At 67.5% G+C, this 18475-nt stretch carries 19 protein-coding genes; 18 read left to right on the top strand and 1 reads right to left on the bottom strand.

Going from position 1 to position 18475, the window contains the following annotated elements:
• The first annotated feature begins 11 nt into the window (after positions 1-11).
• The 15 genes from ACK6C6_RS19205 to ACK6C6_RS19135 all read left to right on the top strand — a co-directional run bounded on the left by ACK6C6_RS19205 (position 12) and on the right by ACK6C6_RS19135 (position 15148).
• Positions 12-1493: a S41 family peptidase gene (locus ACK6C6_RS19205; protein ID WP_209589529.1), complete on the top strand. Its 1482-nt coding sequence runs from the start codon at positions 12-14 to the stop codon at positions 1491-1493.
• 13 nt (positions 1494-1506) lie between these two features.
• Complete coding sequence (locus ACK6C6_RS19200; protein ID WP_409268783.1) at positions 1507-2271, top strand: HesA/MoeB/ThiF family protein; 765 nt, start codon at positions 1507-1509, stop codon at positions 2269-2271.
• 136 nt (positions 2272-2407) lie between these two features.
• Positions 2408-2851 carry a type II secretion system major pseudopilin GspG gene (gene gspG, locus ACK6C6_RS19195; RefSeq protein WP_209589531.1) on the top strand — a complete coding sequence of 148 codons (444 nt, stop codon included), beginning with the start codon at positions 2408-2410 and terminating at the stop codon, positions 2849-2851.
• An 8-nt stretch (positions 2852-2859) separates the two neighbouring features.
• A complete protein-coding gene (gspH, locus tag ACK6C6_RS19190; protein WP_209589532.1) occupies positions 2860-3348 on the top strand; it encodes a type II secretion system minor pseudopilin GspH in 489 nt (162 codons plus the stop codon).
• Between the two features lie 11 nt (positions 3349-3359).
• Positions 3360-3731 (top strand): type II secretion system minor pseudopilin GspI, encoded by a 372-nt coding sequence (gene gspI / locus ACK6C6_RS19185; RefSeq protein WP_409268782.1) that lies wholly within the window; start codon positions 3360-3362, stop codon positions 3729-3731.
• Positions 3728-4363, top strand: a complete 636-nt coding sequence (locus ACK6C6_RS19180; protein ID WP_409268781.1) for a type II secretion system protein J — start codon at positions 3728-3730, stop codon at positions 4361-4363. The genes gspI and ACK6C6_RS19180 overlap by 4 nt, the downstream gene beginning before the upstream one ends.
• A complete protein-coding gene (gspK, locus tag ACK6C6_RS19175; protein ID WP_209589535.1) occupies positions 4363-5397 on the top strand; it encodes a type II secretion system minor pseudopilin GspK in 1035 nt (344 codons plus the stop codon). Before ACK6C6_RS19180 ends, gspK begins: the two co-directional genes overlap by 1 nt.
• 16 nt (positions 5398-5413) lie before the next feature.
• Positions 5414-6658 (top strand): type II secretion system protein GspL, encoded by a 1245-nt coding sequence (gspL, locus tag ACK6C6_RS19170; protein ID WP_409268780.1) that lies wholly within the window; start codon positions 5414-5416, stop codon positions 6656-6658.
• Positions 6655-7197, top strand: a complete 543-nt coding sequence (gene gspM, locus ACK6C6_RS19165) for a type II secretion system protein GspM (protein WP_409268779.1) — start codon at positions 6655-6657, stop codon at positions 7195-7197. Before gspL ends, gspM begins: the two co-directional genes overlap by 4 nt.
• Positions 7194-7967 (top strand): type II secretion system protein N, encoded by a 774-nt coding sequence (gene gspN / locus ACK6C6_RS19160; RefSeq protein WP_209589538.1) that lies wholly within the window; start codon positions 7194-7196, stop codon positions 7965-7967. The genes gspM and gspN overlap by 4 nt, the downstream gene beginning before the upstream one ends.
• Positions 7967-10327, top strand: coding sequence for a type II secretion system secretin GspD (gspD, locus tag ACK6C6_RS19155; RefSeq protein WP_409268778.1), 2361 nt, complete (start codon positions 7967-7969; stop codon positions 10325-10327). Before gspN ends, gspD begins: the two co-directional genes overlap by 1 nt.
• Before the next feature lie 7 nt (positions 10328-10334).
• On the top strand, positions 10335-11756 hold the full coding sequence (gene gspE, locus ACK6C6_RS19150; RefSeq protein WP_209589540.1) for a type II secretion system ATPase GspE: 1422 nt from the start codon (positions 10335-10337) through the stop codon (positions 11754-11756).
• Between the two features lie 9 nt (positions 11757-11765).
• The gene (gspF, locus tag ACK6C6_RS19145) at positions 11766-12986 is read left to right on the top strand and encodes a type II secretion system inner membrane protein GspF (RefSeq protein WP_209589541.1); all 1221 of its coding nucleotides are present in this window, start codon (positions 11766-11768) and stop codon (positions 12984-12986) included.
• A 22-nt stretch (positions 12987-13008) separates the two neighbouring features.
• On the top strand, positions 13009-13746 hold the full coding sequence (locus tag ACK6C6_RS19140) for a hypothetical protein (protein WP_409268776.1): 738 nt from the start codon (positions 13009-13011) through the stop codon (positions 13744-13746).
• A 91-nt stretch (positions 13747-13837) separates the two neighbouring features.
• Positions 13838-15148 (top strand): amidohydrolase family protein, encoded by a 1311-nt coding sequence (locus tag ACK6C6_RS19135; RefSeq protein ID WP_409268775.1) that lies wholly within the window; start codon positions 13838-13840, stop codon positions 15146-15148.
• Between the two features lie 56 nt (positions 15149-15204).
• Here the strand turns inward: ACK6C6_RS19135 and ACK6C6_RS19130 are convergent, their stop codons facing one another.
• Positions 15205-15384, bottom strand: coding sequence for a hypothetical protein (locus ACK6C6_RS19130; RefSeq protein ID WP_409268774.1), 180 nt, complete (start codon positions 15382-15384; stop codon positions 15205-15207).
• A 110-nt stretch (positions 15385-15494) separates the two neighbouring features.
• On the opposite strand from ACK6C6_RS19130, the gene ACK6C6_RS19125 reads away from it, so the two are divergent.
• The 3 genes from ACK6C6_RS19125 to ACK6C6_RS19115 all read left to right on the top strand — a co-directional run bounded on the left by ACK6C6_RS19125 (position 15495) and on the right by ACK6C6_RS19115 (position 18470).
• Positions 15495-15758, top strand: a complete 264-nt coding sequence (locus ACK6C6_RS19125; protein WP_409268773.1) for a XapX domain-containing protein — start codon at positions 15495-15497, stop codon at positions 15756-15758.
• Between the two features lie 53 nt (positions 15759-15811).
• A complete protein-coding gene (locus ACK6C6_RS19120; protein ID WP_209589543.1) occupies positions 15812-16504 on the top strand; it encodes a hydrolase in 693 nt (230 codons plus the stop codon).
• A gap of 88 nt (positions 16505-16592) precedes the next feature.
• The gene (locus ACK6C6_RS19115) at positions 16593-18470 is read left to right on the top strand and encodes an amidohydrolase (protein WP_409268770.1); all 1878 of its coding nucleotides are present in this window, start codon (positions 16593-16595) and stop codon (positions 18468-18470) included.
• Positions 18471-18475 lie beyond the last annotated feature (5 nt).

Genomic DNA, 18475 nt, shown 5'->3' with positions numbered 1-18475 from the left:
AGGGAATAGCGATGGGCAAAGCAAAGAATATCGGGCTGATCGGACTGGGCATGGTGGCCGGCGTGGCCGCCTCCTTTCAGTTCTCGGCCCATGCGCAAAAAGACGTCGGCTCGCCGCTGCCGCTCGACGAGCTGCGCCAGCTGGCCGACGTCTACGGCCTGATCAAGACCGACTACGTCGAACCGGTCTCCGACAAGAAGCTCCTGTCCGAAGCCATCGGCGGCATGGTCGCCTCGCTCGACCCGCACTCCGTCTACCTGGACCAGAAGGCCTACAAGGAGATGAAGGAAGCGGTGCAGGGCAAGTTCGTCGGCGTCGGCATCGAGGTCGCCAGCGAAGACGGCTACGTCAAGGTGGTCGCCCCCATCGAGGACACCCCGGCGCACAAGGCCGGCATCAAGTCCGGCGACCTGATCACCCGCATCGACAATGTCCCGGTGCGCAACATGTCCCTCGACGAAGCGATCAAGCGCATGCGCGGCAAGGCCGGCAGCAAGGTCACGCTCACCATCGCGCGCCGCGGCGAGGACCGGCCCTGGGTGGTGCCGGTGCAGCGCCAGGAAATCGTGGTGGCCAGCGTCAAGGCCAAGATGATCGAGCCGGGCTATGCCTGGCTGCGCGTCAGCCAGTTCCAGGAAAACACCGTCGAGGAACTGGCCAAGAAGGCCAAGGCCTTGTATGCCGAGAATCCCGAGATCAAGGGCCTGGTGCTCGACCTGCGCAACGACCCGGGCGGCCTGCTGCCGGGAGCGATCGGCGTGTCGGCGGCCTTCCTGCCGCAGCCTGAGCAGCTGATCGTCTCGACCAAGGGCCAGCTGCCGGACTCCAACCAGCAGTTCTACGGCCGCCGCGAATTCTATTCGCAGCGCGGCGCCGACCCGCTGGCCGGCCTGCCCGCCGGCCTTAAAACGGTGCCGATGGTGGTGCTGGTCAACGGCGGCTCGGCCTCGGCTTCCGAGATCGTGGCCGGCGCCCTGCAGGACTACAAGCGCGCCATCATCATGGGCAGCCAGACCTTCGGCAAGGGCTCGGTGCAGACCCTGCGCCAGCTGTCGCCCGACACCGCCGTCAAGCTGACCACGGCGCGCTACTACACCCCGAAGGGCCGCCCGATCCAGGCCACCGGCATCGTGCCCGACATGCGCGTGGACGAGACCCCCGAGGGCGACGCGCTGGCCGTGCTGCGCGTGCGCGAGGCCGACCTGCAACGCCATCTGGCCGGCGAAGGCGAGGCCGGGAAAACCCAGGCCGCCAAGGACCAGAAAGAAGCGCTCGACGCCCAGCAGCGCGCGATCGCCCAGCTGAAAGACCGCAAGCCGCTCGACTACGGCAGCAAGGACGACTTCCAGCTGGCGCAGGCGATCAAGCACTTCAAGGGACAGCCGGTACAGCTGGCCAAGTCGGAGCCGGAAGCCGAGAAGCCGGCGGCGCCGAAGACCCTGCCCGGGACGGAGCAGAAGCCGCCGGAGATCAAGGCGCCGGCCAAGAAATAATCGGCCTGGCCCGATGAACGACACCCAACTCCTGCGCTACTCCCGCCACATCCTGCTCGACGAGATCGGCATCGAGGGCCAGCAGCGCCTCCTGGACGCGCACGCATTGATCATCGGCGCCGGCGGCCTCGGTTCCCCCGCCGCGCTCTACCTGGCGTCCGGCGGCATCGGCCGCATCACCCTGGTCGACGACGACGAGGTCGACCTGACCAACCTGCAGCGCCAGGTCATGCACACCACCGAGCGGATCGGCCAGCCCAAGGTCGACTCCGGCCGCGCGGCCCTGCTGGCCATCAACCCCGACATCGAGGTCACCGCGCTGCGCGAACGCGTGGGCGGCGCGCGCCTTGCGGAACTCGTCCGTGTGGCGACGGTCGTACTCGACTGCAGCGACAACTTCGCCACCCGCCACGCCGTCAACCGTGCCTGCGTCGAAGCGCGCAAGCCGCTGGTCTCCGGCGCCGTGATTCGTTTCGACGGCCAGTTGTCGGTCTTCGACACCCGCCGGCCGGAAGCCCCGTGCTACGCCTGCCTGTTCCCCGAAGACAGCAAGTTCGAGGACGTGGCTTGCAGCACCATGGGCGTGTTCGCGCCCCTGGTCGGCGTGGTCGGCGCCATGCAGGCCGCCGAAGCCATGAAACTGGTGGCCGGCATCGGCGAGCCGCTGGCCGGCCGGCTGCTGCTGCTCGACGGCCGCGCCATGGAGTGGACTGCCCTGAAGATGGCGCGCCAGCCTGCCTGTCCGGTGTGCAAGGTTCGGTCCGGCGGAGGACAATGAGTACAAAAACAAGACCGCTTTAAGACAGAATTAAACTTGCTCTTCGGCTTACAATTTCTCCAGTGCACGCGGTAGCCCCGTCCTGCGTGTAGGCTTATACTGTCAGCCCTGACCGACATACTTACAAAGAGCATCCATGCACATTGATTCGCAACGCAAGCAGCGCCGCGCACGCGGCTTCACCCTGGTCGAGATCATGGTGGTCGTGGTGATCATCGGCATTCTCGGCGCCCTGGTCGTGCCGAAACTGCTGGGCCGCACCGGGGAAGCGCGCGTGACCGCCGCCAAGACCGACATCGCCACCATGTCGCAGGCGCTCAAGCTCTACAAGCTGGACAACCAGCGCTACCCGAGCACCGAGCAGGGCCTGCAGGCCCTGGTCAGCAAGCCTACCTCGGGCCCGGCCGCGAACGGCTGGAAAGACGGCGGCTACATGGAAAAGCTGCCGAAAGACCCGTGGGGCAATGCTTACCAGTACCTGTCGCCGGGCATCCATGGCGAAGTGGACATCTTCTCGCTGGGCGCCGATGGCCAGCCCGGCGGTACCGGTGAGGATGCCGACGTCGGTTCCTGGGAATAAGGCCTCCAATGCGGGCCGTGGGCGCCCCAGCTCGCCGCCCGGCGAGCGCCGGCTTCACCCTGGTGGAGCTGCTGGTCGTGATGGTCATCATCGGCATCACGCTGGGCCTGGCTTCGCTCAACGCCATCCCCTCGCCGCGCCAGAACCTGCAGCAGGAGGCCCAGCGCCTGGCCCTGCTGCTGCAGCTGGCGCGTGACGAAGCCATCGTGCGCAACCGCCAGGTGGCCTTCGAGGCCAACGGCGAGCGCTACCGCTTCGTGGTGCGCAACGACACCGGCTGGGAGCCGGTCACCCGCGACGACCTGCTGCGCGAACGCACCTTCCGCGGCGCCCCCCTGCAACTGGTGCTCGAACCCAGCATGAGCAGCGATCCCGGCACCGTGCGCATCACCTTCGGACGCGAGCCGGTCGACAAGCCCTTCGTGCTGACCCTCGCCACCGCCGGCAATGCGGTCGCGATCCGTGCCGACGGCATCGGCCACTTTACCGTCGAATGAAGGTGACAGCGATGCGCGCACGCGGATTCACCCTGCTCGAAGTGCTGGTGGCCCTGGTCATCGTCGGCACCGCGCTCGGCGCCGGCTTGCGCGCCGTCGGCAGCCTGACCGCCAACAGCGACGGCCTGCGCGCCGCCATGATGGCCACCTGGTCGGCCGAGAACCGGCTGGTGCAGATCCGCCTCGGCCGCGAATGGCCCGAAGTCGGCAAGCGCAACTTTCCCTGCCCACAAGGCGAGCTCAACTTGGTCTGCGAAGAGCAAGTCCTGACCAGCCCGAACCCGCAATTGCGCCGGATCGAAGTCTCGGTGTATGACGCCGAACGTCCGACGCGCCGTATCGTCAAACTGGTTCAGCTCGTGTTGAGGCCCTCGCGGACATGACACCCGGCATCCTACAAGGCTCGCGCCGTCGCCGCGGCTTCACCCTGGTCGAACTGCTGGTGGCGATCAGCATCCTTGCCATCCTGGCAGTGCTCGGCTGGCGCGGTCTGGACGGCATCGTGCGCGCCCGCATCGCCCTGACGCAAGAGATGGAAACCACGCGCGGCATGCAGCTGGCCTTCGCCCAGATGCAGAGCGACTGCGAGCACCTGGCCGGGCGCGAGATCATCGGCCGCCGTCCCAACCTGGTCTGGGAAGACGGGCGCTTCATGCTTGTGCGCAAGGTTTATAACGAAAACGAACCCTCGCAGCTGGTCGTGGTGTCCTACCGCCTGGTGGACGGCAATCTGATCCGGCGCGAATCGCGCGGCACCCGCGACCTGGCCCAGCTCGAGGTGCTGTGGCAGGCGGCCGGCAGCGACGCGCCGTCGGAAGCGTCGACGCCGGTGGTGCTGCAAAGTGGCCTGGTCGGTATGAACATCCTGGCGTGGCAGGGCAACCAGTGGCGCCTCGAACCGGCTCCGGTCGCCGACGGCGCCCAGGCCGAAGACCCCAGCGGCCTGCAGGTCGGCCTGGTCGTGCAGGGCCGGGAAGTGCCGATGATCAAGTTCTTCCTGCTGGGGGGCACCTGATGCGTCGGCCGCCATCTACCCTCCGCCAGCGCGGCGTCGCGGTCGTCACGGCACTGCTGCTGACCACGCTCGCCATCTCCATCGTCGCCAGCCTGTTCTGGCAGCAGCAGGTGCAGGTGCGCTCGATGGAAAACCAGCGCCTGCACCTGCAGACCAAGTGGATCCTGCGCGGCGCCCTCGACTGGGCCAGCCTGGTGCTGCGCCAGGATGCCTACACCTCGCAATACACCTCGCTCGACCAGGTCTGGGCTACCCCGCTGGCCGAGACCCGGCTCGATCAGTACATCGAGCGCGAACGGGTTGAAGGAGAAAGCTTTGATGCGAGCCTGTCCGGTAATATTATTGACGCAACGTCGCGCTACAATCTCGTCAACCTGGCAAGGGAGCGCCAGAAGGTGCCGGAACAGGTGGAGATCTTCCGCCGCCTGCTGGACAACCTGCGCCTCGATGCGCGCCTGGCGAACCGGATCGCGGACTTCGTCGCGCAGGGACAGCAGGTGGGGGTGCCGGTGGATCCGAACAATCCGAATCCGCCCAATCCCAACCCGCCGGATCCGAACCCGCCGAACCCGACGTCCGTCCTGCCGCCGGTCCCGCCGGCCAACGGCGTGCCGATCCCGCTGATGCAGGTGGACGATCTGCTGGCGGTGCAGGGCGTCACCCAGGAAGTGATGGCGAAGCTGCGTCCCTTCCTGATCGTGCTGCCCTACGGAACCGAGGCGACGAAATTGAATGTGAATACCGTGCCGGCCGAGCTGCTGTCGGCGATCGTGCCGGGGATGTCGCTGTCCCAGGCCAACAGCCTGGTGGCGCGCCGCAAGACGGCGGCCTGGCGCGACACGGCGGCTTTTACCAGCCAGGTGGCCAATGGCCAAAACCTGGCCGAGACCTGGGACGTCAAAAGCAGCTGGTTTATCGTACAGAGCCGCATTCGGCTCGACCGTGCGGCCTTGAACGCGGAATCGCTGATCAGGCGAAACCCCACCCCCTTGGTCGGCGGCGGCACCCAAGTGATCTGGACCCGCCAGAACTAGAAGAAAGCGAGACAGCTTGACTACTCTTTATATCCGCCATCCGGCCCGCGCAGAAGGCGAGGGCGCGCTGTGCCGCTTTGCTGTGGTGCTTGATGCCGGCACCATCGCGCAGCAGGGCGAAGGCCTGTTGCGCAACCTGGGCGACGTGGTCGCCGCCAGCCGCCGCGTGGTGCTGCTGCTGGCCGGCGCCGACGTCACCCTGATCCCGGTCCAGGCTCCGCCGCTCACCGGCGCGCGCCTGCGCGCGGCCCTCCCGGCCCTGGTCGAAGAACACATCCTGGGCGACCCGCTCGATTGCGTCCTGGTGGCCGGCCCCCCCTTGCCGGATGGCCGCCGCCCGGTCGGCGTGGTCCAGCGCGACTGGTTCGAACCGCTAGTGAAGGCCCTGCTCGGCATGGGTGCGCGATCGGTCGCCGCCGTGCCGGCACAGCTGTGCCTGCCACTGCTGCCGGGCAGCGTCAGCGCCGCCATCGGCAACAACGAATTGCTGCTGCGCCAGGGCCAGTACGAGGGCATGGGCCTGGCCCTGGACGGCAACCCGACGCTCGCGCTGCAGACCGCACGCGCGCTGGCGGGCGACGCCCCGCTGGTGCTGTACGTGCCGCGCGAACAGCTCGGCGAATACCAGGCCTTGCTGGCCGAAGCCGGCCCCGGCATCACGCTGGAAAGCGAAGCCTGGGAGCACTGGATCGCAGGCAGCAAAAGCAGCACCATGGACCTGGTGCCGGGCCTCGGCACCGCCGGCGTCGCCCAGCGCGACTGGAGCCGCTGGCGCTGGCCGATCCGCCTCGCGATCGCCGCGATCGTGGTCAACATCATCGGCGTCAACATCGAGTGGCTGCGCCTGAAGCGCGAGGCCGACGCGGTGCGCCAGGGCATGTCCCAGACCTTCCGCAGCGCCTACCCGGCCCAGCCGGTGATCGACCCGGTGGCCCAGATGCGCCAGAACATCGCGCGCGCCAAGGCCGCCAGCGGCCAGGTCAGCCCGGACGAGTTCGGCTGGATCGCCGGCCAGCTCGGCGAGGCGGTCCGCGGCCTCGGGCGTCCGCCCACGCTTGCGTCAATGGAGTTCCGCGAACGCACGCTCACCGTGCGCGTCAAACCTGACACCGTCGACCCCGCCACCACGGTGCAGCTGCGCTCCATCCTGGAAGCACGCAACATGAGTCTGGAAGAAAGTGCACCGGCTACCTGGGTCATCCGCAGCACGGGTGCCGCGGGTGCGCCCGCGCAGGCAGCCACCACGGGAGCAGCACAATGAAGGCAGCAGGAAACATCGGCGCACAGTTCGGCGCGAAATTCGGCGCCCTGCGCGAGCGTGCGCTCAGCTGGTGGCTCGGCCGTACCGACCAGGAGCGCAAGTTCCTGGCCGTCGGCAGCGCCGTGGTGGGGGTGTCGCTGGTCTATGCGCTGCTGCTGGCGCCGGCCATCGAAGGGCGCGACAGCCTGAAACGCTCGCTGCCCGCGCTGCGCCAGCAGGCCGCGCAGCTGCAGACCATGGCCGCCGAAGCCCAGGCCCTGGCCGCCACGCCGGCGCCGTCGGTCGCGCCCATGAGCTCGGAGGCGCTGAACGCCAGCATGGCCCAGCGCGGCCTTAAGGCCGGCTCGCTCACCATGACCGGTGAATACGCCAAGATCCAGTTCAACGGCGTGTCCTTCGCCAACCTGGTGTCCTGGCTCGACGCCCAGCGCCGCGAGAACCGCGTGCAGGTGCAGGACGCCACGTTCACCGCCTTGAGCGCGGTGGGACAGGTCGACGCGACCCTCACGCTGCGCCAGGCCAGCGCGCCGGCCCAATGAGGCGCCTGCTGTTGTGGGCAGTGCCGGTCGTGCTGGCCGTGCTCGTCACGGTGCTGGCCTTCCTGCCCGCTTCCTGGCTGGGGCCGATCGTGGAACAGCAGACCGGCGGCCGTTTGACTCTGGGGGATGCGCAGGGTACGCTTTGGAACGGCTCGGCCTTCGTGGGCGGGGCGCCAGGCGAAGGGGGGGCGGTGACGCCGCTGCTGCCGGGGCGCTTCGCATGGCGTCTGTCGCCGCTGGTAATGCTGGGCCAAGTCCATATGGAACTGGAAAACCCGCAAGCGCTGGCACGCCCTGTACGTATCGACGGCAGCTGGTCGCAGTGGCAGGTGAGCAGCGGCGAACTGCTGCTGCCGGCCGAGGGCCTGGCGGGGCTGGGTGCGCCGCTCAACACGCTGGCGCCGAGCGGCAGCATCCGGCTGGTGTGGAATACGCTCGACCTGCTGCGCCAGCCCAATACGGTGGCGGTACAGGGTCGTACGGTGTTGACCATGAGCGACATGGGTTCGCGCATGTCGCCCATCCGGCCGCTGGGCAGCTATGAAATGGCATTCGACTGGCGCGGCAGCCAGGCCGACCTGAACCTGCGCACCGTACGCGGTGCGCTCGTATTGACAGGCTCGGGTATGCTGCAACATGGTCGCCTGCGCTTTTCCGGCCAGGCCTCGGCTGCCGAAGGTTACGAAGAGACGCTGGGCAATATGCTCAACCTGCTGGGCCAGCGCCGCATGGTGAACGGCAAAAACATAATCGCACTCGAGTTCAGATAATGACCAACAATACTCTCACCACTTTTGCTCGCCCAGACATCCGCCTGCCGAGCCTGCGCCGCGTCGCGGCTGGCGCCATGTTGTGTTGCTTCGCCGCGACCACGGCGGGAACATTCCTTCCAGCAGTTGCCCATGCCCAGGAGAGTGCGAACGCCGCGGCGCTGAGCTTCGTCAACGCCGACATCGAATCGGTGATCAAGGCGATCGGCCACTACACCGGCATGACCTTCATCATCGACCCGCGCGTCAAGGGCACGATCACGCTGGTGTCGGAAAAATCGCTGACCAAGACCCAGGCCTTCGGCTTGCTCACCTCGACCCTGCGCCTGCAGGGCTATGCCGTGGTCACCAGCGGCGACGGCTATGCCAAGGTGGTGCCGGAAGCCGAAGCCAAGGCCCAGTCCTCGCCGACCCAGGTCGGCGGCGTGCGCGCCAGCCGCGCCACCGGCGACCAGATCGCCACCCAGGTGTTCTATCTCTCCTACGAATCGGCGGCGAATCTCACCGCCGTGCTGCGCCCCCTGATTTCGCCGAACAATTCGATCATGGCGAACCCGGGCAACAACACCCTGGTCATCACCGACTACGCCGACAACCTGCGCCGCCTGGCCAAGATCATCGCCGCGCTCGACGCGCCGGTGGCGGCCGACCTCGACGTGATCCCGATCCGCAACGCGATCGCCAGCGACATCGCCGCCCTGGTCACCCGCCTGATGGAACCGAGCGCCGGCGGCGATTCCGGCCGCGTCACCGTGCTGGCCGACCCGCGCACCAACTCGGTCGTGATCCGCGCTCCTTCGCAGGCGCGCGCCAACCTGGCCAAGTCCCTGATCGCGCGCCTCGACCAGCAGACCTCGACGCAGGGCAATATCCACGTCGTCTACCTGAAGAATGCCGACGCCAGCCGCGTGGCCCAGACCCTGCGCGCCGTGGTGTCGCAGGATGCGTCGGCGGTGCCGGTGCAGCAGCAGGGCACCTCGGGCGGCTCGATCCAGGCGGGCTCCGCAGGCATGGGCGGAAGCGGCACCGGCCAGGGCGGACTCGGCAGCCAGCAGGGCCAGCAGGGCAGCCTCGCCACGTCCGGCACCGGCGGCACCTACGGCCAGCAGAGCCAGCTCACCGCGGGTGGCGCCGGCGGCGGCCAGGGCTCGGGCTTCATCCAGGCCGATGCCTCGACCAACAGCCTGATCATCACCGCGCCGGACGCCGTGTACCGCAACCTGCGCAGCGTCATCGACCAGCTCGACGTGCGCCGTGCCCAGGTCTACATCGAGGCGCTGGTGGTCGAAGTGACCTCCAACAAGGCATCGGAATTCGGCGTGCAGTGGATCGGCGCCTCGGGCGACAGCGACAGCAAGTACCGCGTCGGCGGCGTCCAGTCCTTCACCGGCGGCGCCCAGGGCAGCAACATCGTCAACCTGGCCGCGGCCGCCCGCCAGGGCCTGTCCGGCACCTCGGTGCCGAGCATCCCGGGCGGCCTGACCTTCGGCCTGTTCCGCCAGGTCGGCGGCGAGCTGGGCCTGGGCGCGGTGGCGCGCGCCCTTGAAAACGATGGCAATGCCAACATCTTGTCCACACCGAACATGATCACCCTGGACAATGAGCTGGCGACGATCAAGGTCGGCCAGAACGTGCCGATCATCACCGGCTCGTACACGACCACCGCCGCGACCGGCGGCGGCAACCCGTTCCAGACCGTCGACCGCCGGGACGTCGGCCTGCTGCTCAAGGTGCGCCCGCAAATATCGGAGGGGGGTACCATCAAGATGGCGATCCTCCACGAGAATTCGAGCGTCGACCCGGCCACCCGCAACGCGCCGCAGGGCCTGACCACCAACCAGCGCGCGATCGAAAGCAATGTGCTGGCCGACGACGGTCAGATCATCGTGCTCGGCGGCCTCATCGAGGACACCGAGGGCGACGGTGAAGAGAAAGTACGCGGCCTGGGCGACATTCCGGTGCTGGGCAACCTGTTCAAGTACCGCAACCGCACCCGGGTCAAGACCAACCTGATGGTGTTCCTGCGTCCTGTCGTGGTGCGCAGCAAGGAAGCTTCCCATTCGCTGGCCATGGACCGTTACGAATACATGCGCGCCGTCGGCGCCTCGGGCCAGGCCAGCCAGGAAGACACGATCCTGATGCGCGACCTCGGCGCGCCGCAGCTGCCGCCGTTGACCGGTGGTCAGCCGCCCGTCGGCGGCACCATGGCCACCGCGCCGGTGCAGGCGGCCCCGACAGCCGGCAGCGCCCCGGGCGCGGCCAGCGGCCAAGCGCTGCCGCCAGGCCAGCAGCGCCAGCAGAACCAGCCGGCGACGCCGCAGTCCCAGTTTCGTCCGGTGACGCCATCGAACCAGAAATAAGCTGACCATGAACAATCTGTTGCCTTTCGCCTTCGCCCGTGACCACGGCGTGCTGGCGCGCGGTGGTGACGAACCGGGCCAGGCCGTCGAGGTGCTGGTGTCCGGCGCCACGGCGCCCAGCGCGATCGCGGAAGTCTCGCGCCGCTTCGGCCGCATCACCCTGCGCCGCCTCGATCGCGGCGAGCTCGACGACGCCATCGCCAAGGCCTATGCCGGCGCCGGCGGCGACGCCTCGCAGGTGGTGGACGAGTTCGATGCCGACCTCGACCTGACCCGCCTGCTGCAGGACGTGCCTGCCATCGAAGACCTGCTGGAATCCTCGGACGACGCACCGGTCATCCGCATGATCAATGCACTGCTGACGCAGTCGCTGCGCGAAGGCGCGTCCGATATCCACATCGAACCCTTCGAGCAGACCTCGGTCGTGCGTTTCCGCGTCGACGGCGCGCTGCGCGACATCGTGCGCCCCAAGAAGGCGATCCACGCCTCGCTGATCTCGCGTATCAAGATCATGTCGCAGCTCGACATCGCCGAGAAGCGCCTGCCGCAGGACGGCCGCATCACCCTGCGCATCGGCGGCAAGCCGGTCGACGTGCGCGTCTCGACCCTGCCGACCGGCCACGGCGAGCGCGCCGTGCTGCGTCTGCTCGACAAGGAAGCCGGTCGCCTCGACCTGGGCCACCTGGGCATGGCGCCGGACATGCTGCCGCAGTTCGACCGCCTGATCAACCAGCCGCACGGCATCGTGCTGGTCACCGGCCCGACCGGTTCCGGTAAAACCACCACGCTGTACGCCGCGCTGTCGCGCCTGAACGCATCCACCACCAACATCATGACGGTGGAAGACCCGATCGAATACGACCTCAACGGCGTCGGCCAGACCCAGGTCAACGCGCGCATCGACATGAGCTTCGCCAAGGCCCTGCGCGCCATCTTGCGCCAGGACCCGGACGTGATCATGATCGGCGAGATCCGCGACCTGGAAACGGCCCAGATCGCGGTGCAGGCCTCGCTTACCGGCCACCTGGTGCTGGCCACCCTGCACACCAATGACGCGGCCTCGGCCGTGACTCGTCTGCTGGACATGGGCATCGAGCCGTTCCTGCTGTCCTCCTCGCTGCTGGGCGTGATGGCGCAGCGCCTGGTGCGCAAGCTGTGCACGCACTGTAAGGTCAGCGACGCCACCGGCTGGCACGCGGTAGGTTGCGAGCGCTGCGGCCACACCGGCTACCACGGCCGGGTCGGCGTCTACGAGCTGCTGGAAACCACCGAAGAGATCCGCGCCCAGATCCACAACCAGGCCTCCGAAGCCGAGATCCGCGTCGCCGCCCAGAAGTCGGGCATGAGGCTGATGCGCGAAGACGGCGAACGCTGGCTGGCGGACGGTACCACCACGCGCGCCGAGCTGGTGCGCGTGACCAAGGATTAAGGGAAGCCCATGCCGGCATTTCGCTACGAAGCCGTCGACGCCGGCGGCGCGACCAAGAAAGGCGTGGTCAACGCCGACAGTCCGCGCTCGGCGCGCGCCGACCTGCGCACCCAGGGCCTGACGCCGCTGTCGGTCGAGCAGATCGCGGCCCAGGTGGACGAAGCCGGCGTGGCGCGCTCGCGCGGTTTTGGCGAGCGCCTGTCGCAGGTCGAGCTAGCGCTGTTTACGCGCCAGCTGGCCAGCCTGCTGGAGGCGGGCCTGCCGCTGGAACAGGCCTTCACCGCGCTGCTGGAACAGGCCGAACGCCCCTATGTGCGCGACCTGATCGCCTCGATCCGCTCCGAAGTCATCGGCGGCGTGGCCTTCTCCAGCGCGCTGTCGCGCCACCCGCGCGACTTCGCCGAGATCTACCGCGCCCTGGTGTCTTCCGGCGAGCAGATCGGCCAGCTCTCGCGCGTGCTGTCGCGCCTGGCCGACTACATCGAGCGCCGCAACGCGCTGGTGCAGAAGGTGCGCCTGGCCTTCACCTATCCGGCCATCGTCACCGTGGTGGCCTTTGCCATCGTCATCTTCCTGCTCACCTACGTGGTGCCGCAGATCGTCTCGGTGTTCGCCAACACCAAGCAGAAGCTGCCTTTCCTCACCGTCATGATGCTGGCGATTTCCGACTTCGTGCGGGCCTACGGCATCTATGTCGGCATCCTGCTCATCGGCGCGTTCTGGCTGTGGCGACGCGCGCTGCGCAACCCCGACCTCAAGCGGCGCTGGCATACCTGGCTGCTCAATGCGCCCGTGTACGGCAAGTTCGAGCGCAGCCTGAACACGGCGCGCTTCGCCAGCACGCTGGCCATCACCACCGGTTCCGGCGTGCCGATCCTGCGCGCGCTCGAGACCAGCCGCGACACCCTGTCGAACGTGGCGATGCGCGAACTGGTCGAACAGGCCACCGGCAGCGTGCGCGAAGGCGTGAGCCTGGCGCGCGCCCTGTCGGCGCAGAAGCACTTTCCGCCGATGCTGGTGCACATGATCCGCGCCGGCGAGATCACCGGCGAGCTACCCAGCATGCTCGAGCGCGCCGCCAATTCGCAGCAGGCCGACCTCGAGCGCCGCACGCTCACCATCGCCGGCCTGCTGGAGCCGGTGCTGATCCTGGCCATGGGCCTGGTGGTGCTCCTGATCGTGCTGGCGGTCCTGATGCCGATCATCGAGATCAACCAGCTGGTGCGCTAAATACAAGAACAAGAAGGAAACCATGAACAAGCGTCTGCCTCTCCTCCTCACCCTGCTCGCACTGATCCTGCTGGTCGCATCAAGCGCCTACTGGTTCCTGCAGCTGTACAAGCCCGAGCAGCGTCCGCTGGCGCCGGCGCCGGCCATGGCCATGGCCGAGCCGAACCCGGAAGCCGCCGCCTACCTGTTCGGCGGCCAGCCGACCGCGGTGGCGATCTCCAATTACCAGCTCACCGGCGTCGTTTCGGCCGGCAGCAACAGCGCCGTGATCCTGGTGGCCGAGGGTTCGCCGCCGAAGGCAGTGCGGATCGGCCGCGAGATCGTGCCGGGCGTGACGGTGGCCGAGGTGCATCCGAAATACGTGATGCTGTCCGAAGGCGGCGTCATGAAACGCGTCGACCTGGCGCCCGACACGGGCGCCTCCAGCCAGCCCGGCATGGCGCCGCCGATGCCGCAGCCGGTGGCCGCCGCGCCGCCGCCGGGTGTCGAGCCGCAGACCGCGCCGGGCGTCGTGGCCGCCCCGGGGAACATGCAGCAGCAACCGGGCGGCGGGGTCGCGCTGACCACCCCGGAACCCGCGTTGCCGGCGCAGGATGCACCGCCGCCGCCCGATCCGACCATGACCCAGCCGCAGCAAGGGCAGCAGGGACAGCAGCAAGGACAGCAGGGCCAGAACCCGCCGCCGCCGAACCAGGTGCAGATGCCGCCCCCGACCCGGGCGGTGAACAGCCCGGTGGGAGAACCGAACCCGACCCAGTAACGCCGCAGCGATGCGGCGTTTTTTTTGGACGGGCAGGGCATATCCCGGTGTAAGCTTGCATCTTGTTAATTCATCATGCCGGAGCCAGCCTGTGAAACGTCCGAATGTCCTGCGCGTCAAACCCCTGGTCTCGCGCATCGTCCTGTCCTGCCTGGCTACCCTGAGCTGGTCTGCCGCACAGGCCGCCGAGCTCACCATCACCGCCGACCGCCTGCTGGACGTGCGCACCGGCCGCATGGTCCAGAATCCCGAGATCCTGGTGCGCGACGGCCGCATCGTCAGCGTCAAGCCCGCGTCCGCCACGCCCGCCGCTGCGCCTGGCGACGCCGGCACTCGCATCGCCCTGCCCGGCATGACGCTGGTGCCCGGCCTGATCGACATGCACGTCCACCTCGATTCCGACCCCACCTACGGCGGCTACAGCTACCTCGAATACAACGACCGCTTCTGGTCGGCCCTGGCCGTCGCCCATGCCGGCAAGACCCTGGACGCGGGCTTCACCACCGTGCGCAACGTCGGCGCCTCGGACTGGAACGACGTCGGCCTGGGCCAGGCCATCGCCGCCGGCAAGGTGCGCGGGCCGCGCATCGTTCCCGCGGGCTGGTCCTTCGGCGCCACCGGCGGCCACTGCGACAGCACTTACTTTCCGCCCTCGATGGAAGAGAAGAATCCGTACAACGCCGACGGCCCCGAGGAAGTGCGCAAGTCGGTGCGCGCGCTGCGCAAGTACGGCGCCCAGGTGATCAAGGTATGCGCCACCGGCGGCGTGTTCTCGCGCAATACCGAGCCGGGCCAGCAGCAGATGAACTATGCCGAGCTGCGCGCCGCGGTCGAAGAAGCCGCCCAGTGGGGCCTGAAGGTGGCGGCCCATGCGCACGGTGCGGCCGGCATCAAGGACGCGATCCGCGCCGGCATCACCACCATCGAGCACGCCAGCCTGATCGACGACGAAGGCATCCTTCTCGCGAAGAAGCACGGCGCCTGGCTGTCGATGGACATCTATAACGGCGATTACACCGCCGCCGAGGGCAAGAAGAACGGCGTGCTGGAAGATAACCTTCGCAAGGACCGCGAAGTGACCGAGATCCAGCGCCAGAATTTCAGGAAGGCGCACGCGGCCGGCGTGAAGATGGTCTACGGCACCGATGCCGGCGTCCATCCGCACGGCGGCAACGGTAAGCAGTTCGCGGTCATGGTCAGGTACGGCATGACGCCGCTGCAGGCGATCCAGACGGCCACCCTCAATGCGTCCGAAGCACTGGGGCGAAACGACGTCGGCATCGTCGAGGCCGGCCGTTACGCCGACATGGTGGCGGTGCAGGGCAACCCCCTGGAAAACGTGCAGCTGCTGGAAACGCCGGCCGTAGTGATCCAGGGCGGCGCCATCGTCAAGCGCAACTGAGCTGCCGCCTCATCGCAGCGCGGGCCCAGCCGGTGCCCGCCTGCCGCGTGATCGGTTCATCCTTCCATCTTGCCAAAAATGACCGGCTGCTGCAGCATCCAGTCCACCACCAGGCCTACCCGGCCGCCCGCCTCCTGACGACACCACCCCGCTCGTCTTCGCACAAACGTATGTTCGAAAAAATCGATTATACAGCTGCAAATTATCCGTTTTTCATTGTCGAACAGGTCACGCATAATGACTTCATCGCAGCGAACAAACGAGCGGACGAGACAGTAAAACACTGTTCCTGAAGCATCGAAAGCTTCGATGATTTTTGTGGCCACCGCAGAACAAGGAGCACGATATGTACCTGGTTTCTCTCGGCGCCGGCATCCTGGCAGGCGTGGTCTACGGACTGATCAACGTCCGCTCGCCGGCCCCGCCGGCGATTGCCCTGGTCGGCCTGCTGGGCATGCTGATCGGTGAACAGGCCGTGCCGGTGGCCAAGCGCCTCATCGACGGCGCACCGATCACCAAAGCCTGGTTCGCCAGCGAATGCAAGCCCCGTATCACCGGCGTGTCGTCAAGCGCCAAACCTGAAGCCGCCGACGAGTCCCGTCAAGGCTGACCCGATAGCCAAGCAACTCAACGAAGTCCAACCACTTACTGAAGGAGCACATCATGAGCAACGCCAAACTGGAAGTCCTGACCCCGGAAAACTCGCAGCTGATCATCATCGACCACCAGCCGCAGATGGCCTTCGGCGTGCAGTCGATCGACCGCCAGACCCTGAAGAACAACGTGGTCGGCCTGGCCAAGGCAGCCAAGGTGTTCGACATCCCGACCATCATCACCACCGTCGAGACCGACTCCTTCTCGGGCAAGACCTACCCGGAAATCCTGGACGTGTTCCCAAACCACCAGATCCTGGAACGCACCTCGATGAACTCCTGGGACGACCAGAAAGTGCGCGACGCGCTGGCGAAAAACGGCAAGAAGAAGGTCATCGTGGCCGGCCTGTGGACCGAAGTCTGCAACACCACCTTTGCCCTGTGCGCCATGTTAGAGGGCGAGTACGAGATCTACATGGTGGCCGACGCCTCGGGCGGCACCACCAAGGAAGCCCACGACTTCGCGATGCAGCGCATGGTGCAGGCCGGCGTGGTGCCGGTCACCTGGCAGCAGGTCCTGCTGGAATGGCAGCGCGACTGGGCGCGCCGCGACACCTACGATGCCGTGATCAAGATCGTCACCGAGCACTCGGGCGCCTACGGCATGGGCGTGGACTACGCCTACACCATGGTCCACAAGGCCCCGGCCCGCAACCAGGGACAGAACGAAGTACTGGCCCCGGTCCCGGCGCCGGTCCGCTAAGCAGCAAGCGAGTAAGGTCCGCCGCGGCGGCGGACCACGATCCATCACGCGGGGCGGCAAGCGTCCGGCACATCAGGGAGTCAGCATCATGCAAGCACAAACCACCCAGGCCGCAGCGCCGCTCATCCTCGTCAACGGCAAGTTCGCCACCCTCGACCGCAAGAACCCACAAGCCAGCGCCGTCGCCATCCAGGACGGCCGTTTCCTGGCCGTCGGCGACCGCGAGCACGTGATGCGCCACCACCAGGCCGGCAGCCAGGTCATCGACCTGAACGGCCGCACCGTGATCCCGGGCCTGAACGACTCGCACCTGCACCTGATCCGCGGTGGCCTGAACTACAACCTCGAGCTGCGCTGGGAAGGCGTGCCCTCGCTCGCCGACGCGCTGCGCATGCTGAAGGAGCAAGCCCTGCGCACCCCGAATCCGCAATGGGTGCGCGTGGTGGGCGGCTGGAACGAATTCCAGTTCGCCGAGAAGCGCATGCCGACCCTGGAAGAGATCAACGCCGCCGCGCCGGATACCCCGGTGTTCATCCTGCACCTGTACGACCGCGCACTGCTCAACCGCGCCGCGCTGCGCGCCGTCGGCTACACGAAAGACACGCCGAACCCGCCGGGCGGCGAGATCCAGCGCGACGCTGCCGGCAACCCGACCGGCATGCTGATCGCCCGTCCCAATGCGATGATCCTGTACGCCACCCTGGCCAAGGGCCCGACGCTGCCCTACGACCTGCAAGTGAATTCCACGCGCCAGTTCATGCGCGAGCTGAACCGCCTCGGCATCACCAGCGCCATCGACGCCGGCGGCGGCTTCCAGAACTACCCCGAAGACTACAACGTCATCGAGGAGCTCGATCGCGCCGAACAGCTCACCATCCGCATCGCCTACAACCTGTTCACCCAGAACAAGGGCAAGGAGCTGGAAGACTTCCAGCGCTGGACCGGCATGGTGACGCCGGGGCAGGGCAGCGACTACTACCGCCACAACGGCGCCGGCGAGATGCTGGTGTTCTCGGCCGCCGACTTCGAGGACTTCCTGGAGCCGCGCCCCGAGCTGGCCGAAGGCATGGAAGATGAGCTGGAAAAGGTGGTGCGCCATCTGGTGACCGAGCGCTGGCCCTTCCGCCTGCACGCCACCTACGACGAATCGATCACCCGCATGCTCAATGTCTTCGAGAAGATCAACCGCGAGATTCCCTTCAACGGCCTGCACTGGATGTTCGACCACTGCGAGACCATCAGCGAAGCCAACATCGAGCGCGTGAAAGCGCTAGGCGGCGGCATCGCGATCCAGCACCGCATGGCCTTCCAGGGCGAGTATTTCGTCGACCGCTACGGCGCCGAAGCGGCGAAAGCCACGCCGCCGGTGAAGCGCATGCTGGAGATGGGCGTGCCGGTCGGCGCCGGCACCGACGCCACCCGCGTGGCCAGCTACAACCCGTGGACCGCCCTGTACTGGCTGGTCACCGGACGCACCGTGGGCGGCCTGCCGCTGTACGGCGAGAACGGCCTGCTGGACCGCGCGGTCGCGCTCGAACTGTGGACCTCGGGCAGCGCCTGGTTCTCGAACGAGCAGGGCCGCAAGGGCCGGATCCAGGAGGGCATGCTGGCCGACCTGGTGGCCTTATCAAGCGATTTCTTCAGCGTCGATGCGGAAGACATCAAGGCGATCGAATCGGTGCTGACCGTGGTCGGCGGCAAGGTGGTGTACGGCGCGGCCGAGTTCAGCGACCTGGGCCCGGCGCCGATCCCGGTGCTGCCGGAATGGTCGCCGGTCTCGAGGGTGCCGGGCCACTGGCGCAAGGCCGCGCCGCAGCAGCAGTCGCACATGGCCTTGCCTCACCAGTGCAGCGGCCCGTGCGGCGTGCACGCCCACAGCCATGACAAGGCCCGCAAGTCGAACGTGCCGGTCTCGGATTTCGGCGGCTTCTGGGGCGCCTTCGGCTGCAGCTGCTTCGCTTTCTGAGGACG

This window comes from Massilia sp. BHUDP2, assembly GCF_046236355.1.
In the GTDB taxonomy this organism is placed as follows: Bacteria; Pseudomonadota; Gammaproteobacteria; order Burkholderiales; family Burkholderiaceae_D; genus Telluria; species Telluria varians.
The sequence above is the reverse complement of the archived record's forward strand: the minus strand, read 5'-3'. Positions and strand labels throughout refer to the sequence as shown.